The sequence below is a fragment of the Blautia wexlerae DSM 19850 genome, assembly GCF_025148125.1.
In the GTDB taxonomy this organism is placed as follows: domain Bacteria; phylum Bacillota; class Clostridia; order Lachnospirales; family Lachnospiraceae; genus Blautia_A; species Blautia_A wexlerae.
The window spans coordinates 2,906,573-2,931,873 of record NZ_CP102267.1 but is presented as its reverse complement, the minus strand read 5'-3'; the positions used below and the strand labels follow the sequence as shown (position 1 = coordinate 2,931,873).

Annotated in this window: 23 protein-coding genes; 21 read left to right on the top strand and 2 right to left on the bottom strand. The window is 42.1% G+C overall.

Features of this window, described 5'->3' with window-relative positions:
- Positions 1–2 precede the first annotated feature (2 nt).
- From pheT to pgeF, 11 genes are all read left to right on the top strand, one after another.
- Positions 3–2,420: a phenylalanine--tRNA ligase subunit beta gene (pheT, locus tag NQ550_RS13625; RefSeq protein WP_025577076.1), complete on the top strand. Its 2,418-nt coding sequence runs from the start codon at positions 3–5 to the stop codon at positions 2,418–2,420.
- On the top strand, positions 2,420–3,034 hold the full coding sequence (locus NQ550_RS13620; protein WP_022379995.1) for a histidine phosphatase family protein: 615 nt from the start codon (positions 2,420–2,422) through the stop codon (positions 3,032–3,034). The genes pheT and NQ550_RS13620 overlap by 1 nt, the downstream gene beginning before the upstream one ends.
- A gap of 430 nt (positions 3,035–3,464) precedes the next feature.
- Positions 3,465–5,105, top strand: a complete 1,641-nt coding sequence (locus NQ550_RS13615; protein WP_008703914.1) for a MotA/TolQ/ExbB proton channel family protein — start codon at positions 3,465–3,467, stop codon at positions 5,103–5,105.
- A gap of 15 nt (positions 5,106–5,120) precedes the next feature.
- On the top strand, positions 5,121–6,053 hold the full coding sequence (locus NQ550_RS13610; RefSeq protein WP_025577075.1) for an OmpA family protein: 933 nt from the start codon (positions 5,121–5,123) through the stop codon (positions 6,051–6,053).
- 208 nt (positions 6,054–6,261) lie between these two features.
- Positions 6,262–7,137 (top strand): methionyl aminopeptidase, encoded by an 876-nt coding sequence (locus NQ550_RS13605; protein WP_008703912.1) that lies wholly within the window; start codon positions 6,262–6,264, stop codon positions 7,135–7,137.
- A 127-nt stretch (positions 7,138–7,264) separates the two neighbouring features.
- Positions 7,265–7,612: a 50S ribosomal protein L19 gene (gene rplS, locus NQ550_RS13600; RefSeq protein WP_008703911.1), complete on the top strand. Its 348-nt coding sequence runs from the start codon at positions 7,265–7,267 to the stop codon at positions 7,610–7,612.
- A gap of 73 nt (positions 7,613–7,685) precedes the next feature.
- Positions 7,686–8,291, top strand: coding sequence for a signal peptidase I (lepB, locus tag NQ550_RS13595; protein ID WP_025577074.1), 606 nt, complete (start codon positions 7,686–7,688; stop codon positions 8,289–8,291).
- A gap of 6 nt (positions 8,292–8,297) precedes the next feature.
- Positions 8,298–9,143: a ribosome biogenesis GTPase YlqF gene (ylqF, locus tag NQ550_RS13590; RefSeq protein WP_020994042.1), complete on the top strand. Its 846-nt coding sequence runs from the start codon at positions 8,298–8,300 to the stop codon at positions 9,141–9,143.
- The gene (locus tag NQ550_RS13585) at positions 9,140–9,895 is read left to right on the top strand and encodes a ribonuclease HII (RefSeq protein WP_008703905.1); all 756 of its coding nucleotides are present in this window, start codon (positions 9,140–9,142) and stop codon (positions 9,893–9,895) included. Before ylqF ends, NQ550_RS13585 begins: the two co-directional genes overlap by 4 nt.
- Positions 9,896–9,965: 70 nt before the next feature.
- Positions 9,966–10,370: a YraN family protein gene (locus tag NQ550_RS13580; RefSeq protein ID WP_044996115.1), complete on the top strand. Its 405-nt coding sequence runs from the start codon at positions 9,966–9,968 to the stop codon at positions 10,368–10,370.
- Between the two features lie 60 nt (positions 10,371–10,430).
- Positions 10,431–11,282 carry a peptidoglycan editing factor PgeF gene (gene pgeF / locus NQ550_RS13575; RefSeq protein ID WP_008703902.1) on the top strand — a complete coding sequence of 284 codons (852 nt, stop codon included), beginning with the start codon at positions 10,431–10,433 and terminating at the stop codon, positions 11,280–11,282.
- A 126-nt stretch (positions 11,283–11,408) separates the two neighbouring features.
- Here pgeF and NQ550_RS13570 read toward each other — a convergent pair whose 3' ends face one another.
- Positions 11,409–12,578 (bottom strand): ribose-phosphate pyrophosphokinase, encoded by a 1,170-nt coding sequence (locus NQ550_RS13570; protein WP_020994041.1) that lies wholly within the window; start codon positions 12,576–12,578, stop codon positions 11,409–11,411.
- Between the two features lie 315 nt (positions 12,579–12,893).
- On the opposite strand from NQ550_RS13570, the gene NQ550_RS13565 reads away from it, so the two are divergent.
- Genes NQ550_RS13565 through NQ550_RS13550 form a run of 4 tightly spaced genes read left to right on the top strand, consistent with a single transcriptional unit; the run spans position 12,894 to position 17,254 of the window.
- A complete protein-coding gene (locus NQ550_RS13565) occupies positions 12,894–14,276 on the top strand; it encodes a DUF512 domain-containing protein (protein ID WP_025577072.1) in 1,383 nt (460 codons plus the stop codon).
- The gene (gene der, locus NQ550_RS13560) at positions 14,239–15,564 is read left to right on the top strand and encodes a ribosome biogenesis GTPase Der (RefSeq protein WP_025577071.1); all 1,326 of its coding nucleotides are present in this window, start codon (positions 14,239–14,241) and stop codon (positions 15,562–15,564) included. The genes NQ550_RS13565 and der overlap by 38 nt, the downstream gene beginning before the upstream one ends.
- A 2-nt stretch (positions 15,565–15,566) precedes the next feature.
- A complete protein-coding gene (gene plsY, locus NQ550_RS13555; protein WP_029676806.1) occupies positions 15,567–16,211 on the top strand; it encodes a glycerol-3-phosphate 1-O-acyltransferase PlsY in 645 nt (214 codons plus the stop codon).
- A 14-nt stretch (positions 16,212–16,225) separates the two neighbouring features.
- Positions 16,226–17,254: an NAD(P)H-dependent glycerol-3-phosphate dehydrogenase gene (locus NQ550_RS13550; protein ID WP_025577069.1), complete on the top strand. Its 1,029-nt coding sequence runs from the start codon at positions 16,226–16,228 to the stop codon at positions 17,252–17,254.
- A 195-nt stretch (positions 17,255–17,449) separates the two neighbouring features.
- Here the strand turns inward: NQ550_RS13550 and NQ550_RS13545 are convergent, their stop codons facing one another.
- Positions 17,450–18,277 (bottom strand): aldo/keto reductase, encoded by an 828-nt coding sequence (locus NQ550_RS13545; RefSeq protein WP_025577068.1) that lies wholly within the window; start codon positions 18,275–18,277, stop codon positions 17,450–17,452.
- Between the two features lie 345 nt (positions 18,278–18,622).
- Between NQ550_RS13545 and NQ550_RS13540 the strand changes: the two genes are divergently transcribed.
- The 6 genes from NQ550_RS13540 (at position 18,623) to acsB (ending at position 25,223) form a co-directional block, all read left to right on the top strand.
- Entirely contained in the window at positions 18,623–19,030 is a 408-nt protein-coding gene (locus tag NQ550_RS13540; protein ID WP_025577067.1) for a DUF8180 domain-containing protein, read from the top strand.
- Between the two features lie 13 nt (positions 19,031–19,043).
- On the top strand, positions 19,044–19,226 hold the full coding sequence (locus NQ550_RS13535) for a CooT family nickel-binding protein (protein ID WP_008703891.1): 183 nt from the start codon (positions 19,044–19,046) through the stop codon (positions 19,224–19,226).
- Between the two features lie 92 nt (positions 19,227–19,318).
- A complete protein-coding gene (locus NQ550_RS13530; protein WP_008703890.1) occupies positions 19,319–20,089 on the top strand; it encodes an ATP-binding protein in 771 nt (256 codons plus the stop codon).
- A 283-nt stretch (positions 20,090–20,372) separates the two neighbouring features.
- Positions 20,373–22,265: an anaerobic carbon-monoxide dehydrogenase catalytic subunit gene (cooS, locus tag NQ550_RS13525; protein ID WP_008703889.1), complete on the top strand. Its 1,893-nt coding sequence runs from the start codon at positions 20,373–20,375 to the stop codon at positions 22,263–22,265.
- Positions 22,266–22,308: 43 nt separating this feature from the next.
- Positions 22,309–23,073, top strand: coding sequence for an ATP-binding protein (locus tag NQ550_RS13520; RefSeq protein WP_019161837.1), 765 nt, complete (start codon positions 22,309–22,311; stop codon positions 23,071–23,073).
- Between the two features lie 23 nt (positions 23,074–23,096).
- Positions 23,097–25,223: an acetyl-CoA decarbonylase/synthase complex subunit alpha/beta gene (acsB, locus tag NQ550_RS13515; protein ID WP_022380764.1), complete on the top strand. Its 2,127-nt coding sequence runs from the start codon at positions 23,097–23,099 to the stop codon at positions 25,221–25,223.
- Positions 25,224–25,301 lie beyond the last annotated feature (78 nt).

Below are 25,301 nucleotides of genomic sequence, written 5' to 3'. Positions count from 1 at the left end.
AAATGAATACTTCATTATCTTGGATTAAAATGTATGTGCCGGATCTTGATGTGACAGCACAGGAATATACAGATGCCATGACACTGACAGGAACAAAAGTGGAAGGCTTTGAAAAACTGGACGCAGATCTGGATAAGATCGTGATCGGTCAGATTGAAAAAATTGAGAAACATCCGGATGCAGATAAACTGATCATCTGCCGGGTGAATATCGGAACAGAGACTGTACAGATTGTTACAGGCGCTCCTAATGTAAAAGAGGGAGATAAGGTTCCTGTTGTTCTTGACGGCGGACGTGTTGCCGGTGGACATGACGGAAAGAAAACACCGGGTGGAATTGAAATCAAAAAAGGAAAACTTCGCGGAATCGATTCCTATGGTATGATGTGTTCCATCGAAGAGCTGGGAAGCACAAGAGAAATGTATCCGGAAGCACCGGAATACGGAATCTATATTTTCCCTGAAGACGCTGTTGTAGGCGAGAGTGCGATCAAGGCACTGGGCCTGGATGATGTTGTCTTTGAATATGAAATCACATCCAATCGTGTTGACTGCTACGGCGTACTGGGAATTGCAAGAGAAGCGGCAGCTACGTTTAATGAGAAATTCTGTCCTCCTGTTGTAGAGTGTAAGGGAAATGATGAAAAAGCTTCTGACTATGTAAAAGTAACAGTAGAAGATCCGAAACTTTGTCCACGTTACTGCGCAAGAGTCGTAAAGAATGTTAAGATCGGACCATCTCCGAAATGGATGCAGAGATGTCTGGCTTCCAATGGAATCCGTCCGATCAATAATCTGGTAGATATTACAAACTATGTAATGGAAGAATTTGGTCAGCCAATGCACGCATATGATCTGGACAGGATTGCAGGAAAAGAAATCGTTGTACGTCGTGCAGAGAATGATGAGAAATTTGTAACGCTGGATGGACAGGAACGTACCATGGATGATCAGGTACTGATGATTTGTGACGGTGAGAAAGCAGTTGGTATTGCCGGTATCATGGGTGGAGAGAATTCTATGATCACAGACGATGTAAAAACCGTTCTTTTCGAGGCTGCATGTTTTGATGGAACAAATATCCGCCTTTCTTCCAAGAGAATCGGTCTGAGAACAGATGCTTCCGGTAAATTCGAAAAAGGTCTTGACCCGAACAATGCGCAGGCAGCTATCGACAGAGCATGCCAGCTGATGGAGGAACTTGGGGCAGGTGAAGTCGTAGGTGGAATGGTAGATATCTGCAATGAAGTAAGAGAACCATCCAGAGTTCCTTTCAAACCGGAGAAGATTAATGCTCTTCTTGGAACTGACCTGACACCGGAAGAAATGCTTGCTTATCTGGCAAAAGTAGAACTGACCTATGACGAAAAAACAAATGAGATCGTAGCTCCTACTTTCCGTCAGGATATCCATTATGTAGCTGATGTTGCAGAAGAAGTTGCAAGATTTTTCGGATATGATAAGATTCCGACTACTCTGCCTACAGGTGAAGCTACAACAGGTAAGCTTCCGTTTAAACTTCGTATTGAAGCAGTGGCACGTGATATTGCGGAATATTGTGGTTTCTCTGAAGGAATGACCTATTCTTTCGAAAGTCCGAAGATATTTGACAAATTAAGACTTCCGGTTGACAGTAAGCTCCGTCAGGGAATCGTGATCAGCAATCCTCTGGGAGAAGACTACAGTGTCATGAGAACAACTACTTTAAACGGTATGCTCAGTTCTCTGGCTACGAACTATAACAGAAGAAATAAAGATGTACGTCTCTATGAACTTGGTAATGTATATCGTCCGAATGCACTTCCTCTTACAGAACTTCCGGATGAGCGTATGCACTTTACACTTGGTATGTATGGAAACGGCGATTTCTTTGACATGAAAGGTGTATGTGAAGAGTTCTTTGAGAAAGTAGGAATGAGAGATAAAGTAGATTATGATCCAAACAGCGGAAAAACTTACCTTCATCCCGGAAGACAGGCAAATATGGTTTATGATGGCAAGGTTGTGGGCTATCTGGGAGAGGTTCATCCTCTGGTTGCAGATACTTATGGAATCGGTGATAAGGCATATGTGGCAGTGATTGATATCCTTACGGTTCTTGAATTTGCAAGCTTCAACCATAAATACACAGGAATTGCAAAATATCCTGCAGTAACCCGCGATTTAAGTATGGTCGTTCCGAAAACCGTTCTTGCAGGACAGATTGAACATATTCTGACTCAGAGAGGTGGAAAGATTCTGGAGAGTTATCAGTTATTTGACATTTATGAAGGAAACCAGATTAAAGGAGGATATAAATCCATGGCTTATTCTCTGGTATTCCGTCACCATGACAAGACTCTGGAAGAGAGCGAGATTACAGCTGCAATGAAGAAAATCCTGAATGGTCTGACAGACCTTGGAATCGAGTTGAGAAGTTAATGCTGATTTATGTATTAAGACATGGGATAACTCAGTGGAATAAACTGAAAAAAGTGCAGGGGGCAATGGATATTCCCCTTGCACCGGAAGGAATTGAACTGGCGAAAAGAACAGGAGAAGCATTAAAAGATGTTCCGTTTGATATCTGTTTTACCAGTCCTCTGGCAAGAGCGAGACAGACAGCACATTATGTGCTGGGAAACAGGCAGATTCCTGTTATTGAGGATAAAAGAATCCAGGAAATTGATTTCGGAGTTCTTGAAGGAAGCCGGTTTAAGGATGAACAAGGGAAGATCATCAGCCATGAAATGGAAATTTTCTTTGAAGAGCCACAGAAATTTGAACGTCCTCAAAACGGCGAAAACATTTCTGATATCCTGAAACGCACCAGAGAATTCTGGGTGGAGAAAACGACAGATCCTGCTCTGGCAGACAAAACAATTCTTGTTTCTTCTCATGGATGTGCAGTTCGTGCACTGCTTCAGAATGTTTATCAGGATCCGGAACATTTCTGGCATGGATGTGTGCCTCCAAACTGCAGTATCAATCTACTTGAAGTGAAAGATGGAAAAGCCAGATTTCTGGAAGAAGATAAAGTTTATTCTGAAATATAACAATTCTGTAAAATAATCCGGTGGAAAACTGTGCTTTGAGTACAGCTTTTCTGCCGGACTTTTAATATATTTTGTTACTGTTTATACACCACTATCCCGAGACATACAAGCCCAAACTCCATTGCCGCAGGCAATCTGGAATGAATTTTGGCTGTTACTGTTCACTGGTAATATCCCGCGAGGTGTTTTTTGTGAGCGAAGGTCACAGAAAAACCGAGATATACCGCGCGAATTTATGCGATTAGCATAAATTCTGTGCATCGCGAAGCGTGTTACTGAGAACGGAGTGAACAGTAACTTTTGGCTACGTTACTGTGAACAGTAACTATATTTTTACTTGTGACAGATATGACGTTGTGATATGATATACGAAAAAGGAAATTGTCTGTAATTTTGTGCAGAATCTGCAAATAATCACAGGAGGTGTATTATGGGCAAAAAAATTATGAATACGGTTCTTTTTCTGGTGGTGCTTGGCGGATGTGTTGCCATGACGCTGCTGACCGGGAATGGTTCATCAGGCACGATGATTTATAACTTTGCATTCCTCGCTGTTATGGCTGTGATCTATCTGGCCGGACTGTTTGGCGGTATGTTTCGGGTAGACAGCATTGGAGAGGCTCTTGCAAGAGGAACGCAGGAGCTTTCCAGTATATTCAAAATACCCGGAAAAGCCAAAAGCGAAGATCTTTCCTGCCTGAAGGGGATGTTTGAACATAAATATCTGGATGACAGAATGGACAGCTTTGTAGATGCCATGGAGAAAAACCAGGAAGGAATCGGAGATGTTGAAGATTACATAAATGAGGACGAGATTGATCTTCATGTACATAAGAAGATTCTGGAAATGGCACCGGATATTTTTACCAGCCTTGGTATTCTTGGTACTTTTATTGGTCTGGTATGGGGGCTTAAGAGTTTTGAGCCATCCAGCTATGAGACAATGACTACCTCTGTATCTGCCCTGGTAGATGGTATCAAAGTAGCATTCCTTACTTCTATCTATGGAATTGCATTTGCACTGATCTACAGTTCCGGAATGAAAAGCGTTTATTCCGGAATGGATGCGAAGCTTCAGGGATTTCTGGAGAGATTTCATCTTTATGTACTTCCGGCGGCTGAGAGCGAGTCAAGAAACCTGATGCTTGCAAGTCAGAAGGTTCAGACAAAAGCCATGAAACAGATGGCAGAGCAGCTTACCTCACAGATGGCAGAGAGTTTTGAGAAAGCAATCAATCCTACTTTCCAGAAGATGACAGAATCTCTGGAGATTCTGACAGAATCTGTAACAAAATGTCAGGAGGATGTGGTTCAGGATATCCTGCGTACTTTTTTGCGGGAGATGAACGGTTCATTTAAAATGCAGTTCACAGATTTCAATGAAGCTCTTGTACAGCTGAAGGAAGCGCAGAAAGAAAATATTGATTATACTACAAGGCTCTATCAGACGATGAGTAATCAGCTGAATACCTCATATGCAAAACAGAGCGAAGCTATGAAAGACCTTGTAAATGAACTGGGACAGGTTCAGGGCCGTTATATGTCTACGGCAACAAGAATCACACAGGATAATCAGGAAATCCAGAAGCTTCAGCAGCAGGATTATCAGCGCATTGCGGATTATCTGCATGAATCCGAGAAATCTTCTGCCAAATTCTGGGTTGCCTGCAATCAGACAATGCAGAAATATGTGGAAGCTGCCGCGCAGGGAATGGAAAAGGTTTCGGCTGCAAATCAGGCAGGAAAAGATGTGCTTGAGGCTAACCGTAAACTGGTAGAACAGTTGGATGTAAAGATGAAAGACTTTGTATCTTATCAGAAGATGACTTACGAGACAATGGAAGAGGTACGCAGACTCTTTGCAGATATTTCTGTTCAGAAAGAAGACAACAATATTTATCTCTCAGGCGGAAAATCAGCTCAGAGTGCGGCACAGAAAGAATCTGTGGAGGAAGTACGCAAACTTCTGGAGGAACAGAGCGAGCGTCAGGAAGCACTTCTGGAGGAGATGAACAAAAATATGAAGAATATTTCCAAAAACCAGAAAGGTAAATTCAGCTTATTCAAATAAGAAAAGGAGAGAAATATGCGCAAAAGAAAGAAATCAGAAGAGGGCGGATTTAATGTCTGGCGGTCTTATTCTGATATGATGGCCGGTGTTCTGCTCCTTTTTATACTGATTATGTGTGTGACTCTTTTTCAGGCTCAGAAAAGTTATAATGAGAGTATTAAGGAGAGAGATGACAAGATAGCTCTTCAGGAGCAGTATACAGCGGAAATTCTGGCACAGCAGAGTGAGCTGGACGAGAAAAACAGCAAGCTGAGTTCCCAGGATGAACAGCTTGACAAGCAGAAAAAGCTTCTTGCAGAACTGGCAGCACAGTTAAAGGAACAGCAGGCCAGCCTTGATGAAAAAACATCTCTTCTTGCCACACAGCAGAAGAAAATTGATAATATCATCGGTGTCAAGGCAGATGTTATTGAAGCATTGCAGAAGGAGTTTTCCAAAAACAATGTAAGTGTTGATATTGATGCTCAGACAGGTGCTCTTACCCTCAATGCAAATGTATTATTTGACTATGATAAGTCAGAACTGACAGATGAGGGCAAACAGGAACTTGCAGATATCCTTCCGATTTACTGTAAGGTGCTTCTTCAGAAAGATTATAAGAAGTATCTGGCTGAGATCATCATTGACGGTTATACAGACACAGACGGAGACTATGATTATAATCTGGAGCTTTCTCAGAAACGTTCTCTCGCAGTTGCACAGTATCTGACGGAAATCAGGGAGAACTTCCTGAGTTCTGATGAGGTTTCAGAACTTCAGAATTATCTGACCGTAAATGGTCATGGTTCAGCCAATCCGGTTCTGGATTCCGATGGGAATGTAGATAAGGATGCATCCAGACGAGTGGAAGTAAAGTTTCGTCTGAAAGATGATGAGATGATAAATGAACTTAATCAGATTATGAATACAGATAAGACTTCTGATTCTGAAAAATCCGGTAGCAATTAAACTGCCGGATTTTTCAATTCCGGAGTGTGTTTGAAAAATGCTTTGATGCAGATGCTTTATCTTACAATTCACGAAAGATAACGAGTAATTTTACCAATAACAGTTCACATTTCCGAGAGAAAATGTGGTATGATAAAACAGTACACAGTTTCCTGTAATGGTGATGATGCGCTGTACCCTACATAAGAAAAAAGAAAGAGGAATTATCATGTCTTTGAAAATTGGAAGAAACGATCCATGCTGGTGTGGAAGCGGAAAAAAATATAAAAAATGCCATGAGGCATTTGATGAAAAAATGGAAATAATGAAGCAGAAAGGATATGCAGTGATCGATCATGATCTGATCAAAACACCCGAACAGATCGCGAAAATAAAAGAAAGCTGCAAAATCAATATCGCAGTTCTTGATTATGTGGAAGAGCATATTAAACCAGGTGTATCCACTGAAGAGATTGACAGATGGGTACATGAAGAGACTGTACGGCATGGGGGAATCCCGGCACCGTTAAATTACGAAGGATTTCCAAAGAGCGTGTGTACTTCTGTAAATGAAGTGGTATGCCATGGAATCCCGGATGAAGAGCAGATTCTGAAAGAGGGAGATATTATCAATGTTGATGTATCTACAATATATAATGGTTATTATTCTGACTCGTCCAGAATGTTCTGCATCGGTAAAGTGAGTCCGGAGAAAGAAAAACTTGTCAAGGTCACAAAAGAATGTGTTGAGATTGGTATTTCCCAGGTGAAACCATGGACTCCGATCGGAAATATGGGAAGTGCAGTTCATAAACATGCAGTAGAAAACGGATATTCTGTAGTCAGAGAAATCGGTGGACATGGTGTGGGAGTTGAGTTCCATGAAGATCCATGGGTAAGCTTTGTTTCTGAAGAGAATACAGGTGTCCTGATGGTTCCGGGTATGATGTTTACCATAGAGCCGATGGTAAATATGGGAAGCGATGAAATTTATACGGATGAGATTGACGAGTGGACAGTCCGTACAGAGGACGGACTTCCTTCAGCCCAGTGGGAAGTAACTGTTCTGGTTACGGAAACAGGATGTGAAGTAATCTGCTGGTAAAAAATTTGCAAAAAGTATTGCAATACATCAGGCTATATAGTATAATCACAACTGTTGTGAAAAAAGATGGTCCTCTGTTACAGGATATGTATTAAGAACATCCATATAAGAATAGGAGAAAAATACAATGAACGAAATTATCAAAAACATCGAAGCAGCTCAGTTAAAAGCTGAAGTACCGGCATTCAACACAGGTGATACTGTAAGAGTACACGCACTGATCAAAGAAGGAAACCGTGAACGTGTTCAGGTTTTTGAAGGAACAGTTCTCAAGAAACAGGGCGGAAGCAACAGAGCTACATTTACTGTAAGAAAGAGCTCTAACGGAGTAGGCGTTGAGAAAACATGGCCGCTTCATTCCCCACATGTAGTAAAAGTAGAAGTTATCCGTCGTGGTAAAGTACGTCGTGCGAAACTGAACTACTTAAGAGATCGTGTAGGTAAAGCAGCTAAGGTTAAAGAGCTTGTTAAATAATTTCATGAATTAGCAGAAGAAGGGACAATAACTTGTGTATTGTCCCTCTTTTTCCATCTGTCAGGAGATTTGGATGAATATCAGAAAATGGAAAGATAGTCCGGCACTGAAAGAGACCAGAGATATGCTGGAAACAAAACTTGAAGATAAAAAAGTCCGGGGAATCCTTAACTGGATATTTCAGATAGCGGTAGTGCTCATTTTTGGCATTCTGGCGGGAATTGCGCTGTTTCAATCAGTGACTGTACAGGAGAGTGCCATGGAGCCCACACTGCAGGTTGGAGAACGCTTTTTTGTAAACAGGGCTGTTTATAAAGTATCCTCACCTGAACGGGGAGACATCATTGTATATAAAACCAGTGGAAGTGATGATGCGGCTCTGCATATCGGCCGCGTGGTCGGTCTGCCTGGTGAGACTGTACAGATATCCAACGGAGCAGTATTGGTCAACGGAGAAGTATATAATGAAAATAAGAATTTTCCTGAAATCAGTAATGCGGGATTGGCATCCGACGGAGTGTCTCTGGAAAGCGGTGAGTATTTTGTACTTGGCGATAACAGAAATAACAGTGAGGACAGCCGGTATGGTGATATCGGAAATATCAATAAGAAATATATTGTGGGAAAGGTATGGTTTGTCATTTCCCCGAAAGATAAATTTGGATTTTTGAAAGGTTAGGTGTATATGAACGTACAGTGGTACCCTGGTCATATGACCAAGGCAAAGAGACAGATGCAGGAGGACATTAAGCTGATCGATCTGATCATTGAACTTGTGGATGCCCGCGTACCTCTTTCGAGCAGAAACCCGGATATCGATGAACTGGGAAAAAATAAATCCAGACTGATTCTTCTTAATAAATCAGATCTGGCTGACGAGCGCCAGAATGAAGCCTGGAAAACTTATTTTCAGGCAAAGGGATTTTATGTTGTAAAAGTAGATTCCAGAAATGGTTCCGGAATGAAAGCAATCAATAATGTGATCCAGGAAGCATGTAAGGAAAAGATAGAAAGAGACAGACGCCGCGGTATTAAAAACCGTCCGATCCGCGCTATGGTAGTGGGAATCCCGAATGTAGGAAAATCTACATTTATCAACACCTTTGCAGGACGGGCCTGTGCAAAGACCGGAAACAAGCCGGGAGTTACGAAAGGAAAACAGTGGATCCGTCTGAATAAGGGAGTAGAACTTTTGGACACTCCTGGTATTTTGTGGCCGAAATTTGAAGACCAGCAGGTGGGAATCCGTCTGGCATGTGTAGGTTCTATCAAAGATGACATTCTGAATATGGAGGAACTGGCACTCTGGCTGATCGATTATCTGCGCGAAAATTATAAAGGGATTCTGGCAGAGAGATATCAGATCACAGAGGAGGGAACTTCTGTGGAAGTTCTGGAGGCGATTGCCAGAGCCAGAGGGTGTCTGAAAAAGCAGGAAGAGCTGGACTATGCCAAAGCTTCGCTGATACTGTTTGATGATTTCCGTTCCGGAAAAATGGGGCGGATCACATTGGAGTGGGCGCCATTATGAAAACAATAGCTGAGATTAAAGCCGAGTTTGCTGCAGCAGATATGAGCAGCTACCCGGCTTTATATGAAATTTATAAAGAAGATACAAGAAGTGGTGTGCAAAAGCTGATCGCACAGTGCCGCAAAAAGGAAGCAGCTCTGGAAGCGGAGAAGCAGCGTATTGAAAATATGAAGGTATATGAGCATAAATATGAACATCTTGGTTATTTATGCGGAATTGATGAAGTGGGAAGAGGCCCCCTTGCAGGCCCGGTTGTGGCATGTGCAGTAATTCTGCCACAGGACAGCCGGATCCTTTATCTGAACGATTCCAAGAAACTCAGTGCTTCCAAAAGAGAAGAACTGTATGATGTGATTATGAGGGAAGCGGTTTCAGTAGGAATCGGTATGCGCAGCCCGGAGCGTATTGATGAGATCAATATCCTTCAGGCTACTTATGAGGCAATGCGGGAGGCGGTAAGTAAACTGGAAGTGGTTCCTCAGCTTCTTCTCAATGATGCAGTCACGATTCCTCAGATCACCATTCCACAGGTTCCCATTATTAAGGGAGATGCAAAGAGTGTTTCCATTGCAGCAGCAAGTATTGTTGCAAAAGTGACAAGGGACAGAATGATGGAAGAATATGATAAAGTGTTCCCGGAATATGGCTTTGCATCAAATAAGGGATATGGTTCTGCCGATCATATTGCGGCACTGAAAAAATATGGAGAAACCCCGATCCACAGAAAGACCTTTATTACACATTTCATATAAACAGTCGCAAAAGGGTTACTATCCTTCAGTACACAGCAATACACTGAGTGATGCACAGTAACAACAAAAGATGCCTACATATAATATAAAAAGAAATGGATGGAAGAATTTGCATAAAAATACCCGGTCTACCGGAAGCTGTTACGAACGAAAAGCTGCTGATTATCTGAAACAGCAGGGATTATTTATTCTGAGATATAATTACAGATGCAGATTTGGAGAAATTGATCTGATTGCCAGAGATGGAGAATATCTTGTTTTTGTTGAGGTAAAATACAGGAAAGACAATAGTTCCGGTTATTCGCTGGCTGCAGTAAATCCTGCTAAACAGAAAACCATATGTAAGGTGGCAAGGTATTTTCTTACAGTGGAATATCACAATGTGGATATCCCATGCCGTTTCGATGTGGCAGGAATTGACGGGGATGAAATACACTGGGTTAAGAATGCGTTTGAATATATTACAATCCTCTAATAATTATAGAAACTGCTTTGATGAATAATCTGCCATACAGCAGGAAGGGAATAATGAAATATGAAGATAAAATGGAACAGTGAACAGATTCCAAAGATGAATGTAAAAAACAATAAAGATGTTACATTTCTTACATATCCCGCATATGAAGAAATGAACTGGCTTGTTCATGGATTCAGCACCCGCTTTGGCGGAGTGAGCAGAGGAATCTACAGTTCTATGAACCTGAGTTTTACAAGAGGTGATGAGGAGTCCTGCGTGAAAGAAAATTACAGAAGGATTTCTGATGCTATGGGATTTGATATGAACAGCATCGTTACATCTGATCAGACTCATACCAACAATGTGCGGAAAGTAACAGAGAAAGACCGCGGAAAGGGAATTGTGATCCCGCGTGATTATACAGATACAGATGGAATGATCACAAATGTTCCGGGGCTGGTTCTTGCAACCTTTTATGCGGATTGCGTTCCACTGTATTTTGCTGATCCGGCGAATCACGCAATCGGACTGTCTCATTCGGGATGGAGAGGTACGGTTCAGAAAATCGGTGCAGTTACCATAGAAAAGATGTCTGAAGAGTATGGAAGTAATCCGAAAGATCTGAAAGTGGCCATCGGACCGTCTATCTGTCAGGAGTGTTATGAAGTCAGCGAAGATGTGATTGAAGAATTTGAAAAGGTTTTTGATAAGAAATACCGGAACAAGCTGTTTTACAGAAAAGAAAACGGAAAATATCAGTTAAATCTGTGGATGGCAAACAAGATTATTTTTCTGGAAGCGGGAATCCCGGAAGAAAACATTTCCATGCCAAATCTCTGTACCTGCTGTAATCCTGAGTTTCTCTTTTCTCACAGGGCTTCCCATGGAAAAAGGGGAAATCTTGGGGCTTTTCTTGGCATACGTTCATAAAACCTGAAATTGTTATAAGCACAACAGTGCGAAGTGAGTAATCCTGAATTTGCAGATTAACTGTACAATACGAAAGAGGGGGAGCTGGTTAACAGCTCCCCTTTTCGTATTCATCTGCCGGAAAAACTATCTGGAATTTACTTTTTCCATAAGAGACATAATCTTTTCGTTGCTGGAACGAACCTTCTCAACGGAAACATCATGATTGATGATATCAATGATGCTCGCAAGATATTTGCTCATATTTGCTTCTACATAATATGGTCTTTCGAGAAGTTCCGGAATGCGGTAATTCAGGTTGGTTGTGATCACTCTGTCAAGCCAGCCTTTCTCGTAATATTCATCAAATTTATCCAGACCGTCTGTGAACAGACCGTAGGTAGTGCATACAAATACTCTCTTTGCGTTGCGTTCCTTTAACTGTTTGGCAACATCCAGCATACTTCCGCCGGAGGAAATCATGTCATCGATAACTACAACATCTTTGCCTTCTACGGAATCTCCGAGGAATTCATGTGCAACAATAGGATTCTTTCCATTGACGATTGTAGAGTAATCACGACGTTTGTAGAACATACCCATATCTACCCCAAGGATATTGGAGAAATATACAGCTCTTGACATGGCACCTTCATCAGGGCTGATGATCATCAGATGGTCATTGTCAACACGAAGATCCGGCACACTCTTGATCAGAGCTTTTAAAAACTGATAAGTAGGGAAAAAGTTATCAAAACCATTCAGCGGAATAGAGTTCTGGACACGTGGATCATGGGCATCAAAGGTAATGATATTGGAAACTCCCATATCGCTTAATTCCTTCAGTGCCAGTGCACAGTCCAGAGATTCTCTTTTAGTACGTCTGTGCTGGCGGCCTTCATAAAGGAACGGCATAATTACATTGATACGGTGTGCCTTGCCTGTTGCAGCGGAAATAATTCGTTTAAGATCCTGAAAATGGTTGTCAGGAGACATATGGTTCTCGTGTCCGCATACAGTATAAGATTCACTGTAATTGGTCACATCAACCATAATATAAAGGTCAGTGCCACGAACGGATTCTTTAATATAACCTTTACCTTCACCGGTTCCGAAACGGGGGCATTCACATTCTACAATAAATGATTCTTCGCTGTATCCCTGAGGAATAACACTGAGCTGTTTGCGTTCAACCAGCTCTTTACGGAATTTAACAAGTTTTCTGTCAACTTCTTCTGCAAGTTCTCTGCATCCAAGAGCTGCAATACGGATAGGTGCAACCGGCATGGATTTTTCCAACAATTCTATGTTTGGCATAATACTCCTCCTAAGTAGTGATTTTATACTCAAAAAATAGATTTCAATATAATATATAACATTTGCCCTAAAATACGTCAAGGAATTTATTGATTTTTTCTTTTACAATTGTTATGATATAAAAGATAGTGGATTCTGGGCGCAGGTATATTTTGCCCGGAATTACTGTCATATGATATCAGGAGTAAATGTCAGAAAGTTACTGTGCCTGCACAGTAAATAAATCAGCGGCTCCTGAATGATCGAGAAACAAAATGTGCCGGAAAAGTTTATCCCACACACAATTTCCGGTTACATTCCAATGGAGTAAAATTCATGAAAAAAAATTTACACATAATATCCAGGGTTCTTCCGGACAGTATCGGAGAAGAACTGGAACTGGAACCGGGAGATGCGTTGCTTTCCATTAACGGCCAGCCGGTAGAGGATGTGTTTGATTATCGTTATTTGATGAATGACGAATTTGTTACGCTCCTTATCCGAAAGAAGAATGGCGAGGAATGGGAACTGGAAGTAGAAAAGGAATATGAAGATGATCTTGGCGTGGAGTTTGAGAACAGTCTTATGGATGAGTACCGCTCCTGTTCCAATCACTGTATTTTCTGCTTTATAGACCAGATGCCGCCTGGTATGAGAGAAACTTTATATTTTAAAGATGACGATTCCAGACTGTCATTCTTGCAGGGAAACTATGTTACCCTTACCAATATGAGTGACTATGATCTGGATCGTATTATCAAGTTTCATCTTTCCCCGATCAATGTATCGTTTCAGACTATGAATCCTAAGCTTCGCTGTAAAATGCTCCATAATCGATTTGCCGGAGATGCCCTTGCAAAAGTTGACAGGCTTTATAAAGGTGATGTGACCATGAACGGGCAGATTGTGCTCTGCAAGGGGATTAATGACAGGGATGAACTGGAATACAGTCTGGAAAAACTGTCGGAATATGCGCCTGTACTGCAGAGTGTTTCAATCGTACCTGTAGGCCTTTCCAGGTATCGAAAAGGTCTGTATCCACTGGAATCTTTTGATAAAGAGGATGCAAGGTATCTGATCAGTCAGGTAGAGCGGTGGCAGAAGATCATGGTGAAGAAGCATGGTATTCATTTTGTACATGCTTCGGATGAATGGTATATTCTTGCAGGATATGAACTTCCTGAGGAGGGCAGATATGACGGATACCTTCAGCTGGAGAATGGTGTTGGTATGATGCGTCTGCTTGAAACAGAGGTAAAAGAGAGACTTGAGCAGCTTGAAGGCGATGACAGAGAGGTAAATGCCACTGTTGCAACAGGACGGCTGGCAGCGCCTTATATAGGTAAAATGATAAAACTGGTACAGAAGAAATTTCCGAATGTCCAGGCTGAAGTATATGCAGTAAAGAATAATTTCTTTGGAGAGAAAATCACAGTTTCTGGTCTGATCACAGCTACTGATCTTATGGATCAGCTTGCGCAGAGAAATCTGGGAGAAAAAGTACTGATCCCATGCAATATGCTCAGAAGCGGCGAGGATGTTTTTCTGGATGACCTGACGGTGGAAGATGTCAGACAGGCTCTTAAGACGGAAGTTGTAGTGGTAGATGAACCGGGTGCTGACCTGGTAAACTGTCTGATCGAAGCACCAGACCATAAAAAGATAAGAAGGAGACAGATATATGAGCAAACCGGTAGTAGCGATAGTGGGCAGGCCTAATGTAGGTAAATCCACATTGTTTAATGCGCTGGCAGGTGAGAAGATTTCTATTGTAAAAGATACACCCGGCGTTACAAGAGACAGAATTTATGCAGATGTGACATGGCTGGACAAGACATTTACCATGATCGATACAGGCGGTATTGAGCCGGACAGCAGTGACATCATCCTTTCTCAGATGAGAGAGCAGGCACAGATTGCCATTGATACGGCAGATGTTATCATCTTTATCACAGACGTTCATCAGGGACTGGTGGATTCCGATGCGAAGGTGGCAGATATGCTCCGACGCAGTGGCAAACCGGTTGTCCTTGTTGTGAATAAGGTAGACAGTATCCAGAAATTTATGATGGATGTTTATGAGTTCTATAACCTTGGTATCGGTGAACCGATTCCGATTTCTGCGGCAAACCGTATGGGGCTGGGTGATATGCTGGATGAAGTGGCAAAACATTTCCCTGAGGATGCAGATACAGAAGAAGATGATGAAATCCCGAGAATTGCCATTGTGGGAAAACCAAACGTAGGAAAATCGTCACTGGTAAACAAACTTCTGGGAGAAGACCGTGTGATTGTTTCTGATATTGCCGGAACTACAAGAGATGCGGTAGATACCAGAGTAAAATGGCAGGGAAAGGATTATATCTTTATTGATACTGCCGGACTTCGCCGTAAGGGAAAAGTTAAAGAGGAGATTGAGAGATACAGTGTGATCCGTACAGTGACTGCAGTAGAACGTGCAGATATTGTCATTGTAATGATCGATGCATCAGAGGGTGTTACAGAACAGGATGCCAAGATCGCAGGGATTGCCCACGAAAGAGGAAAGGGTGTTATCATTGCAGTAAATAAATGGGATGCCATTGAAAAGAATGATAAGACTATTTATAAGCACACAAACAGAATCCGCGAGGTTCTGGCATATATGCCATATGCGGAGCTGGTATTTATTTCTGCAAAAACAGGACTCAGGATTTCCAGAATGTTTGAAACGATCGATGCGGTTATCGAAAACCAGACACTGCGTATCCAGACGGGTGTCCTGAATGAAATCCTTTCTGAGGCAGTGGCAATGCAGCAGCCTCCGTCTGACAAGGGAAAACGTTTGAAGATTTACTATATGACACAGGTGGCTGTCAAACCGCCTACATTTGTTATCTTTGTAAATGACAAAGAACTGATGCATTTCTCTTATACCAGATATCTGGAGAACAAGATCAGGGATGCCTTTGGATTTGCGGGAACATCACTGAAATTCATTATTCGTGAACGAGGTGAAAAAGAATAATCATGGAACGCCTGATTTGTATTGCAATTGGATATGCATGCGGACTTTTTCAGACCGCATACATTTTAGGAAAGATTTATCATATTGATATACGCAAACAGGGAAGCGGAAATCTGGGTTCTACAAATGTACTGCGTACACTTGGCAAAAAGGCCGGGGCATTGAATCTGTTGTGTGACTGTCTGAAGTGTATTGCGGCCATCCTGATCGTAAGGGCAATATTCGGAAATTCTTATGGAGATATTCTGCCGCTGCTGAGCCTTTATGCAGCAGCTGGGTGTATTCTGGGGCATAATTTTCCGTTTTATCTTAATTTTAAGGGCGGGAAGGGCGTAGCTGCATCTGTAGGACTTGTGATTGCTTTTGACTGGCGGATTTTTGTGATCTGTGCAATTGTATTTTTCGGACTGTTTTTCCTGACACACTATGTTTCTCTGTGTTCAGTAAGTGCATATCTGGCTGCATTTATCAGTATGATCGTATTTGGACAGATGGGGTCTTATCATATGGATTCTTATCATATGATCGAGCTTTATATTGTTATGGGACTCTTGACAGTACTGGCATTTTACAGACATAAAAAGAACATAAAACGGCTTCTTGACGGGACAGAAAGTAAAATTTATTTAAGCAAAAAAAATAAATAAAAAGAGGTATTTATATGGCAAAGATAAGTGTGCTTGGTGCGGGAAGCTGGGGAACTGCCCTGTCTATCCTTCTTTACAATAATGGACACGAGGTGATTCTCTGGTCGGCGCTTGGGGAGGAGATAACAACATTAAGAGAAAAGCGGGAACACGTGAGCAAACTTCCGGGAGTAAAGATTCCTGAACCAATTGATATCACAATAGATCTTGAGAGAAGCCTGCGGGATACAGATGTGGCAATTCTGGCAGTTCCTTCGCCTTATACCAGAAGTACCTGCAAGCGTATGGCGCCTTTTGTAAAAAACGGACAGAAAATTGTAAATGTTGCCAAAGGTGTGGAGGAAAAAACTCTTCTTACTTTAAGCGAGATCATTGAACAGGAACTTCCACAGGCAAATGTGTCTGTGCTTTCCGGACCAAGCCATGCAGAAGAGGTTGGAAAAGGACTTCCGACTACCTGTGTGGTAAGTTCTCACCAGAGAGAGACAGCAGAATATCTGCAGGGAATCTTTATGAGCCCTGTTTTCAGAGTTTATACCACGCCGGATATGCTGGGAGTGGAGCTTGGCGCAGCGTTAAAGAATGTGATCGCACTGGCGGCCGGAACCGCAGATGGTCTGGGATACGGCGATAATACCAAAGCAGCCCTGATCACAAGAGGAATTGCAGAAATTTCACGTCTGGGTGTTAAAATGGGAGCACGTATGGAAACCTTTTATGGTCTGTCCGGAATCGGAGATCTGATCGTTACCTGTGCCAGTGTCCACAGCCGTAACCGGAAAGCCGGATATCTGATGGGAAAAGGATATACCATGGAGCAGGCGATGGCTGAAGTGAAAATGATCGTGGAAGGTGTCTATTCCGCAAAAGCAGCAAAAGAACTGGCTGAGAAATATGATGTGGAAATGCCGATCATCACAGAAATAAACAAAGTCCTGTTCGAAGGAAAAAGTGCAGCGGAAGCGGTGATTGACCTTATGGTAAGAGATAAGAAAGTGGAGACGCCGATGCTTCCATGGGAAGACGGACAGAAAACTAACTGAGATGTTATAGAAAAACTGTAACTGTTCAGTACCTCGCGGGATAGCTGACTGCTGAATGGTTACGAAAAACTTTCGAATGCATCATTTACGGGAAATTCTATAGACAGAGATGATAAATATGCAAAAAAGCAGATGTTATATAAATACATCTGCTTTTTACATTTGAATGATAAAATATTTTTTAACTACTCTTTATCAGAATGCAATGTCCCTTAAATCCTCGGGAACATGTGAACTGTGGAAATTTTCGTTCAGAGTATCGATCAGATCCATATCCTCCTGTTCGATTGTGAAATCAAAAATATTGCCGTTACTTCTGATGCGGTCAGGATGTACGGATTTCGGGATTACTGATATTCCCTTCTGGGTAGCCCAGCGCAGACCAATCTGAGCAGGAGTATGGGCATATTTAGTTCCGAGTACACACATAACATCATTATCAAGATATGCACCCCTTGCAAGCGGGGCATATGCCTGTACTTGGATTCCTTTATTCTGGCAATAATCAATCAGCTCTTTCGGATAGCAGAGAGGATGGCATTCAATCTGATTTACAGCAGGTATGATTCCGGAATTGGCTTCCAGTTCTTCCAGATGACGGATTTCAAAATTACTGACACCAATAGAAAGAGCCCGCCCGGATTTCTGGATTTCCTCCAGTACTTTCCAGGTGCTGAGATAACATCCCGGAACCGGCCAGTGGATCAGATACAAATCCACATAATCCAGTTTGAGCCGGTCCAGGCTTCTTTCAAAAGCACCCTGAATGTCTCCCAGACGCTGTGCGGTATTCCATACTTTTGTAGTAATAAAAAGTTCATTTCGCGGTATTCCACAGCTGGCGATTCCCCGTCCTACATTTTCTTCGTTTTTATATACGGAGGCTGTATCAATCAGACGGTATCCTGATTCAACAGCAGAAATAATAGCATTTTCGGCCTCATTTTCCCCGGTGGCTTTGTATACTCCCAGTCCGAGTAAAGGCATCTCTCTGTTTGTATTCAGAAAAACAGTATTATCCAAAACAATTCCTCCAATTCCTATATACACTTTAGGCAAGCTGCTTTGCCCGATAATCTTGTCCAAGTATAACATAAAAATGTGTCAGAAGTACATAAAAATTATTAAGTTTTTGCAAGAATACATTGTTAACAATATAACATAAGGGTTAAAGTATTAACAGTTCTTGTGAAAAAAGCTATTTCAAAGCATATATTTCAAAATTTTTTTAGTGATTATTTATGCTAAATGGCTTGCGGAAACGAAAAAAAAGATGTATAATATCAGTAAATTGATAATTTATTGTCATAAAAAAAGACTGAATTTTATAAATTCAGTGTATTTTTCAATAGAAGGGAGCATTTAACCATGCATTTAATCAAAGATGAAAATGGGAATCTTGTCCAGCATGGGCATGGACACACCCATGAACACACCCATGAACATACCCATGAAGATGGTATGACTCATACTCATGAGCATACTCATGGCGAAGGTCATGATCATGGACATTCTCATGCAGATCATGCCTGTGATACTGCTCATTGCGGATCCTGCAGTGAAGGTGACTGTAAGAATGAGACACTGGCTCTTCTGACATATATGCTTCAGCACAATGAGCATCATGCTCAGGAACTGGATCAGATGGCTGATAACCTTGCCAAGATGGGAATGGATGCAGCATGTAAGACTATTAAGGAAGCTGTTGCAGATTTTCAGAAAGGCAATATGAGACTTGGACTTGCCTTAACACTTGTTAAAGAAGAGATGAAATAGGAGGCGACATCACATGTGTCTGGCAACTGTATATAAAGAAAGTGACGATTCTGTTATTTTTAAAAATGTTTCCCGTATAGATGTGGATGGGAATAAATTGATTCTCCGTGATATTATGGGAGATGAGAGAGTGGTCGAGGGAACTATTTTAATGGTTGACCTTGCCAACAGTATTGTGAAACTGAAATGTGACTGATATTAAGATAGGGACAAAACTCCTTTTGACCTTAACATCATTTTTTATTTATAGAAAGAATACTAAGACAGATTTAGGAGGCACCTGGTTTTATGGCACACGTAATTGCTGTCGCAGGAAAAGGCGGCGTGGGAAAAACAACATTATGCGGAATGCTGATCCAGTACTTGTGTGAAAAGGGTAAAGGGCCGATTCTTGCAGTAGATGCTGATGCAAACTCAAACCTCAATGAGGTTCTTGGCGTAAAGGTAGAGACAACTCTTGGCGATGTGCGTGAAGAAATTGCACGTGCAGAGCTTGCAAAAGAGAATCCAATTCCTACCGGAATGTCTAAGGCTGATTACGCGGAAATGCGTTTTGAAGATGCGCTTGTAGAAGATGATGATTTTGATCTTCTTGTCATGGGCAGAACTCAGGGAAAAGGCTGTTACTGTTATGTTAATGGTCTTCTTCAGACTCAGCTTGCAAAATACCAGAATAATTATCCGTATATTGTTGTAGATAATGAAGCCGGAATGGAACATATCAGCAGAGGTGTTCTTCCGAGTATGCAGACTGCCATTCTGGTCAGCGATTGCTCCAGAAGAGGCGTACAGGCAGTAGGCAGGATTGCAGAACTCATTAAAGAATGTGATATGCATCCTGATACAGTTGGTCTGATCATTAACCGAGCTCCGAAAGGAGAATTGAATAAGGGAATTCAGGAAGAGATTGCAAATCAGGGACTGACACTTCTTGGTGTTGTTCCACAGGATGAAACAGTTTATGAATATGACTGTGAAGGACGTCCTACAAGCACACTTCCGGAAGACAACCCTGTCAAGACTGCACTTCGTGCAATCGTTGATAATTTAAAATTATAAGATACACCCCTTGTCGGATGAGAATCCGATGAGGGATGTTTGTGCGCATAGGAAATCTATATATGCAGAGATAAATACAAGTTTACATCTTTATTTTTTAAGTTAAATAACCCATGGGAGGGGATGGGATAGGTTATCACAGTTATTAGGTTGTCACAGTTATCTTTAACGGAGCCAATTCTTCAGATATAGATAACCGGGATTTCCTGCCTGTGGGATTATTAATAAAATAAAAATGTGTATCTTAAAGGAATACACAAACCAGAATTAAAGGAGGTCTATAATGAGTGAATTCAAATTAACTACAGTGGAAGAGTTTGAAGAGGCTACTGCCAGACTTTTGGAGACAGGTGCAAAGGTTGGAGCTGACGCATGGCAGTTCCGTGTAAAAAACCAGACTCCACATTGTAAATTCGGTGAGCAGGGTGTCTGCTGTCGTATCTGTGCGATGGGACCATGTCGTATTACCCCTAAAGCACCAAGAGGTATCTGCGGATGTGACGTTCATGGTATCGTAGGAAGAAACTTCCTGAAATTTACAGCAGGTGGTGCAGCTACTCACTCTGATCACGGTCGTGAAATCTGCCACACATTATATTGTGCAAAAGACGGCGGAAACTATCAGGTAAAAGATCCTGAGAAACTGATCCGTATCGCAAAAGAATGGGGCGTAGAGACAGAAGGAAAAGATATCTATGATCTGGCTCATGAAATGGCTGAGACAGGATTGATGGAATATGGTAAACCATTTGGATATCAGAGATTCCTTGACAGAATGCCTGCAGGACAGAAAGAGAAACTGATTGAAAATGAAATTGCACCACGTGCGATCGACCGTGAGGTTTCCACTTCTTTACATATGGCTCATATGGGATGTTCTTCTCTTCCGGAAGCTCTTGTAAAACAGTCTATCCGCTGCGGTATGGCTGATGGATGGGGCGGTTCCATGATGGGAACAGAGTTCTCTGATGTTTTATTCGGAACTCCGAAGCCAATTGACACTGAAGCTAACCTTGGTGTAATGGTTGAAGAGAATGTAAACATCGTTGTACACGGACATGATCCGAGTCTTTCCGAGATGATTTGTGAATATGCAGACAGCAAAGAAATGATCGATTATGCAAAATCTGTAGGAGCAAAAGGAATCACTGTTTCCGGTGTATGCTGTACTTCAAACGAAGTAGCTATGCGTCGCGGTGTTCCGATGGCCGGTAACTTCCTGCAGCAGGAGAATGTAGTACTGACAGGTGCCTGCGAAGCGATCGTAGTAGATGTTCAGTGTATCTTCCCTGCATTAGGACCTTTAAGCAAATGCTTCCATACTAAATTTATCACAACTTCTCCGATCGCTCAGATGCCTGATGCTGAATTTATCAGATTCAATGCTGAGACAGCAGGAGAGAATGCAAAAGCAATCGTCAAGATGGCTATTGACAACTTCAAGAACAGAAAACCTGAACTTGTACATATCCCACAGCTGAAACAGAAAGCTACAGTTGGTTATTCCGTAGAAGCAATCGTTAAGGTTCTTGACGGTGTTACAAACTCTCAGGTTGATGAGACAGGAACAACAAAACCATTACTTGAGTGCATCACTTCCGGTGTTATCCGTGGTGCTGTTGCTATGGTTGGATGTAACAATCCTAAGATCCGTCCTGACTATGCACATATTGAACTGATGAAGAAATGTATCGCCAATGATATTGTTGTCATTGCTTCCGGATGTTCTGCGCAGGCAGCTGCAAAAGCAGGTCTTATGGACAAATCTGCAAAAGATCTCTGCGGTGCAGGTCTGAAACGTGTCTGTGAACTGGCTGATATCCCACCGGTACTCCACATGGGATCATGCGTAGATATTTCCCGTATGATGATCCTTGCTGCTGAACTTGCAAAAGATGCAGGTCTTCAGATCAATCAGCTTCCTGTAGTTGGATGTGCTCCTGAGTGGATGTCTGAAAAAGCTGTATCCATCGGTAACTATGTAGTAGGTACCGGTATTGATACATTCCTTGGTGTTGATCCATATGTTTCCGGTTCTTCAGAAATGGGAGAGCTTCTTACAGAGGGAACAAGAAAATGGACAGGAGCTGCTTATACAGTAGAAACAGATATTGAGAAATTAGTTGATCTGATGATCGAAAGAATCGAAGAGAAGAGAACAGCATTAGGAATCTAATCTGCTGTAATCTTAAAATGTAATAAAAGGTGGATGACGTAAAATGAAAATAGCAGTTACAGGAAAAGGCGGCGTAGGCAAAACCACTTTTGCAGCAACGCTGGCCAGGTTGTATGCAGCAGAGGGCAGACCGGTACTTGCAGCAGATGTGGATCCGGATGCGAATCTTGGTCTTGCATTAGGCTTTGATGAAGAAACTCTGGATTCTATTGTACCGATTTCAAAGATGCGTAAGCTGGTGGAAGAACGTACAGGGGCTACAGCAGGAAATCAGTTCTATCATCTGAATCCGAAAGTAGACGATATTCCGGAGAAATATGGTAAGGTCTGTAATGGCGTACGGCTCCTTGTCCTGGGAACTGTCGAGACAGGCGGCGGCGGATGTGTATGCCCGGAACATGTAATGTTAAAGCGCATTATCAATAATCTGGTACTTAGAAGAGAAGATGTAGTAATTCTTGATATGGAAGCCGGCCTGGAACATCTCGGCAGAGGAACCACAGAAGGAGTTGACGCATTTATCGTAGTGATCGAACCAGGTGCAAGGAGTGTGCAGACATATAAAAATGTAAAGCGCCTGGCAAAAGATTTAGGAGTGTCTCAGGTAAAGGTTGTCGCAAACAAAGTGCGCAATGAAGATGACGAAAACTTTATCAGAGAACGGATTCCACAGGAAGATCTTTTAGGTATGATTCATTACAACACAGAGGTAATTGATGCAGACAGACAGGGAAAATCCCCATATGACTTCAGCAAGACAGTTACCGATGAGATCATTAAAATAAAAGAAAAGATAGATCGTCAGTAATCATATATTAGGAGGTAGAACAAGTGACTTTATTTGAAAGTGTTTTTGCGGGAAACGACGCGGTTTATGGACTTACAGAGGGTGCCATCAACCAGGCAATTGAAAAATACGGCGCTGACAAAGCAGTCAGCTTCCCTGATACAGCATATTCTTTACCATGCTACTATGCAGTAACAGGAACAAAGGTTGGAACTCTTGCAGAGTTAAAAGATGCTCTTGCAGTAGTAAAAACTCTTATGACAAGAGAGAAAAGAACAAATGACGTATTTATGTCAGGCGTTGCTACAGCTCTCTGCGCAGAATTTATCGAAGTTCTGAAATATATTGACGGAGCAGTTCCTTATGAAGCTCCTTGCTACGGACATCTTGCAGATGCAGTGATCCGTGAACTTGGTGTACCGCTTGTAACAGGCGATATCCCTGGTGTAGCAGTTATCCTTGGAAAAGCTCCTTCCGCTCAGGAAGCAGCAGACCTTGTTAAATCGTATCAGTCTCAGGGTATCCTGATCACTCTGGTTGGTGACGTTATTGACCAGTTAGAGGAAGTTGGATACAAGACAGGTGCTAACGTACGTGTTATCCCGCTTGGAAAAGACGTTACAGCAGTTATCCATGTAGTATCTGTAGCACTTCGTGCAGCTCTTATCTTCGGTAACGTAAAACCAGGTGATGCTGCAACTCTGATGGATTACACAATGAAACGTGTACCTGCATTTGTTAATGCATTTGCACCGTTAAATGATGTGATCGTAGCTTGTGGTGCAGGCGCTATCGCTCTTGGATTCCCGGTTATCACAAACCAGGAAGATGTTGCAAGAGTACCGAAGAGCCTGATCTGCCAGAAAGACATCTCCAAATGGAATGCGACTTCTCTGGAAGCACGTGACATCAAGATTAAAATTACAAACATCGATATCCCGGTTGCTTTTGCATCTGCATTCGAAGGTGAGATTATCCGTCGTAAAGACATGCAGGTTGAGTTCGATGGTTCCCGTGTAGACTGTGCAGAGCTTGTACATACATGTGATGCAAGTGAAGTAGAAGACCATAAGATTACAGTTGTTGGTCCGGAAGTAGATGACATGGAACTTGGCAGCAAGAACAGCATTGCATATGTTGTTAAAGTTGCAGGTAAAAACATGCAGCCTGACTTTGAACCTGTTATCGAGCGTAAGTTCCATAACTACATCAACTGTATCGAAGGTGTATACCATACAGGACAGAGAGATATGCAGAGAATCCGTATCAGCAAAGATGCATTTGCTGCAGGCTTCAAGATCAAACATATCGGTGAAGTTCTCTATACACAGGTTAAGAATGAATTTGACGCAGTTGTTGATAAATGTGAAGTTACTATTTATACAGATCCTGCTGAGTGTACAAGAATCCGTCATGAAGTTGCTATCCCGATCTTCGAGAAACGTGATGACCGTCTGAATACTCTGACAGACGAATCTGTAGATGTATATTACAGCTGTATCCTCTGCCAGGCATTCTCCCCGTCTCACGTATGTGTTGTTACACCTGAGAGACTTGGACTTTGCGGTGCCGTTTCATGGCTGGATGCAAAAGCTACCAACGAGCTGGATCCAAACGGACCTTGCCAGGTAATTACAAAAGAAAGACCTATTGATGAGAACCTTGGTTCTTATGAAGATGTAGATGAAGCTGTTAAGAAATTATCCCAGGGTGCATTAGAGCACGTTACACTGTACTCTATCATGCAGGATCCTATGACATCATGCGGATGCTTCGAGTGTATCTGCGGTATCGAGCCATTCTCCAATGGTGTTGTTATCGCTAACCGTGAGTATGCAGGCATGACACCTCTTGGAATGACATTCTCAGAAATGGCATCCATGACAGGTGGTGGTGTTCAGACACCTGGTTTCATGGGACATGGTAAACATTTCATCAGCTCCAAGAAGTTCATGAAGGCAGAAGGCGGTATTGAACGTATCGTATGGATGCCGAAAGAACTGAAAGAGTTTGTTGCTGAACGTCTTAATAAGACAGCAAATGAACTCTATGGTATTGAAAACTTTACAGATATGATCGGTGATGAAACAATCGCTACTGATCCGGAGACACTGGTTGGATTCCTTACAGAAAAAGGCCATCCGGCATTAGCTCTTGATCCGATGATGTAAAGATTGGTGGTTTTGCCCGGAGGCGTGGATGGGCAATGCGGAAGCCACTAAACGTCTCCTGGGTTTAAACGCCTAAAG

What these genes read in the sequence shown, in the direction of transcription:
- pgeF (WP_008703902.1), top strand. Translation starts at nt 10,431, where the DNA reads ATGAAGATAAAATGGAACAGTGAACAGATTCCAAAGATGAATGTAAAA.
- NQ550_RS13565 (WP_025577072.1), top strand. Translation starts at nt 12,894, where the DNA reads ATGAAAAAAAATTTACACATAATATCCAGGGTTCTTCCGGACAGTATC.
- der (WP_025577071.1), top strand. Translation starts at nt 14,239, where the DNA reads ATGAGCAAACCGGTAGTAGCGATAGTGGGCAGGCCTAATGTAGGTAAA.
- NQ550_RS13520 (WP_019161837.1), top strand. Translation starts at nt 22,309, where the DNA reads ATGAAAATAGCAGTTACAGGAAAAGGCGGCGTAGGCAAAACCACTTTT.
- pheT (WP_025577076.1), top strand. Translation starts at nt 3, where the DNA reads ATGAATACTTCATTATCTTGGATTAAAATGTATGTGCCGGATCTTGAT.
- NQ550_RS13620 (WP_022379995.1), top strand. Translation starts at nt 2,420, where the DNA reads ATGCTGATTTATGTATTAAGACATGGGATAACTCAGTGGAATAAACTG.
- NQ550_RS13540 (WP_025577067.1), top strand. Translation starts at nt 18,623, where the DNA reads ATGCATTTAATCAAAGATGAAAATGGGAATCTTGTCCAGCATGGGCAT.
- NQ550_RS13610 (WP_025577075.1), top strand. Translation starts at nt 5,121, where the DNA reads ATGCGCAAAAGAAAGAAATCAGAAGAGGGCGGATTTAATGTCTGGCGG.
- NQ550_RS13530 (WP_008703890.1), top strand. Translation starts at nt 19,319, where the DNA reads ATGGCACACGTAATTGCTGTCGCAGGAAAAGGCGGCGTGGGAAAAACA.
- NQ550_RS13580 (WP_044996115.1), top strand. Translation starts at nt 9,966, where the DNA reads ATGCCTACATATAATATAAAAAGAAATGGATGGAAGAATTTGCATAAA.
- ylqF (WP_020994042.1), top strand. Translation starts at nt 8,298, where the DNA reads ATGAACGTACAGTGGTACCCTGGTCATATGACCAAGGCAAAGAGACAG.
- lepB (WP_025577074.1), top strand. Translation starts at nt 7,686, where the DNA reads ATGAATATCAGAAAATGGAAAGATAGTCCGGCACTGAAAGAGACCAGA.
- NQ550_RS13615 (WP_008703914.1), top strand. Translation starts at nt 3,465, where the DNA reads ATGGGCAAAAAAATTATGAATACGGTTCTTTTTCTGGTGGTGCTTGGC.
- NQ550_RS13605 (WP_008703912.1), top strand. Translation starts at nt 6,262, where the DNA reads ATGTCTTTGAAAATTGGAAGAAACGATCCATGCTGGTGTGGAAGCGGA.
- cooS (WP_008703889.1), top strand. Translation starts at nt 20,373, where the DNA reads ATGAGTGAATTCAAATTAACTACAGTGGAAGAGTTTGAAGAGGCTACT.
- NQ550_RS13570 (WP_020994041.1), bottom strand. Translation starts at nt 12,578, where the DNA reads ATGCCAAACATAGAATTGTTGGAAAAATCCATGCCGGTTGCACCTATC.
- plsY (WP_029676806.1), top strand. Translation starts at nt 15,567, where the DNA reads ATGGAACGCCTGATTTGTATTGCAATTGGATATGCATGCGGACTTTTT.
- rplS (WP_008703911.1), top strand. Translation starts at nt 7,265, where the DNA reads ATGAACGAAATTATCAAAAACATCGAAGCAGCTCAGTTAAAAGCTGAA.
- NQ550_RS13535 (WP_008703891.1), top strand. Translation starts at nt 19,044, where the DNA reads ATGTGTCTGGCAACTGTATATAAAGAAAGTGACGATTCTGTTATTTTT.
- NQ550_RS13585 (WP_008703905.1), top strand. Translation starts at nt 9,140, where the DNA reads ATGAAAACAATAGCTGAGATTAAAGCCGAGTTTGCTGCAGCAGATATG.
- NQ550_RS13550 (WP_025577069.1), top strand. Translation starts at nt 16,226, where the DNA reads ATGGCAAAGATAAGTGTGCTTGGTGCGGGAAGCTGGGGAACTGCCCTG.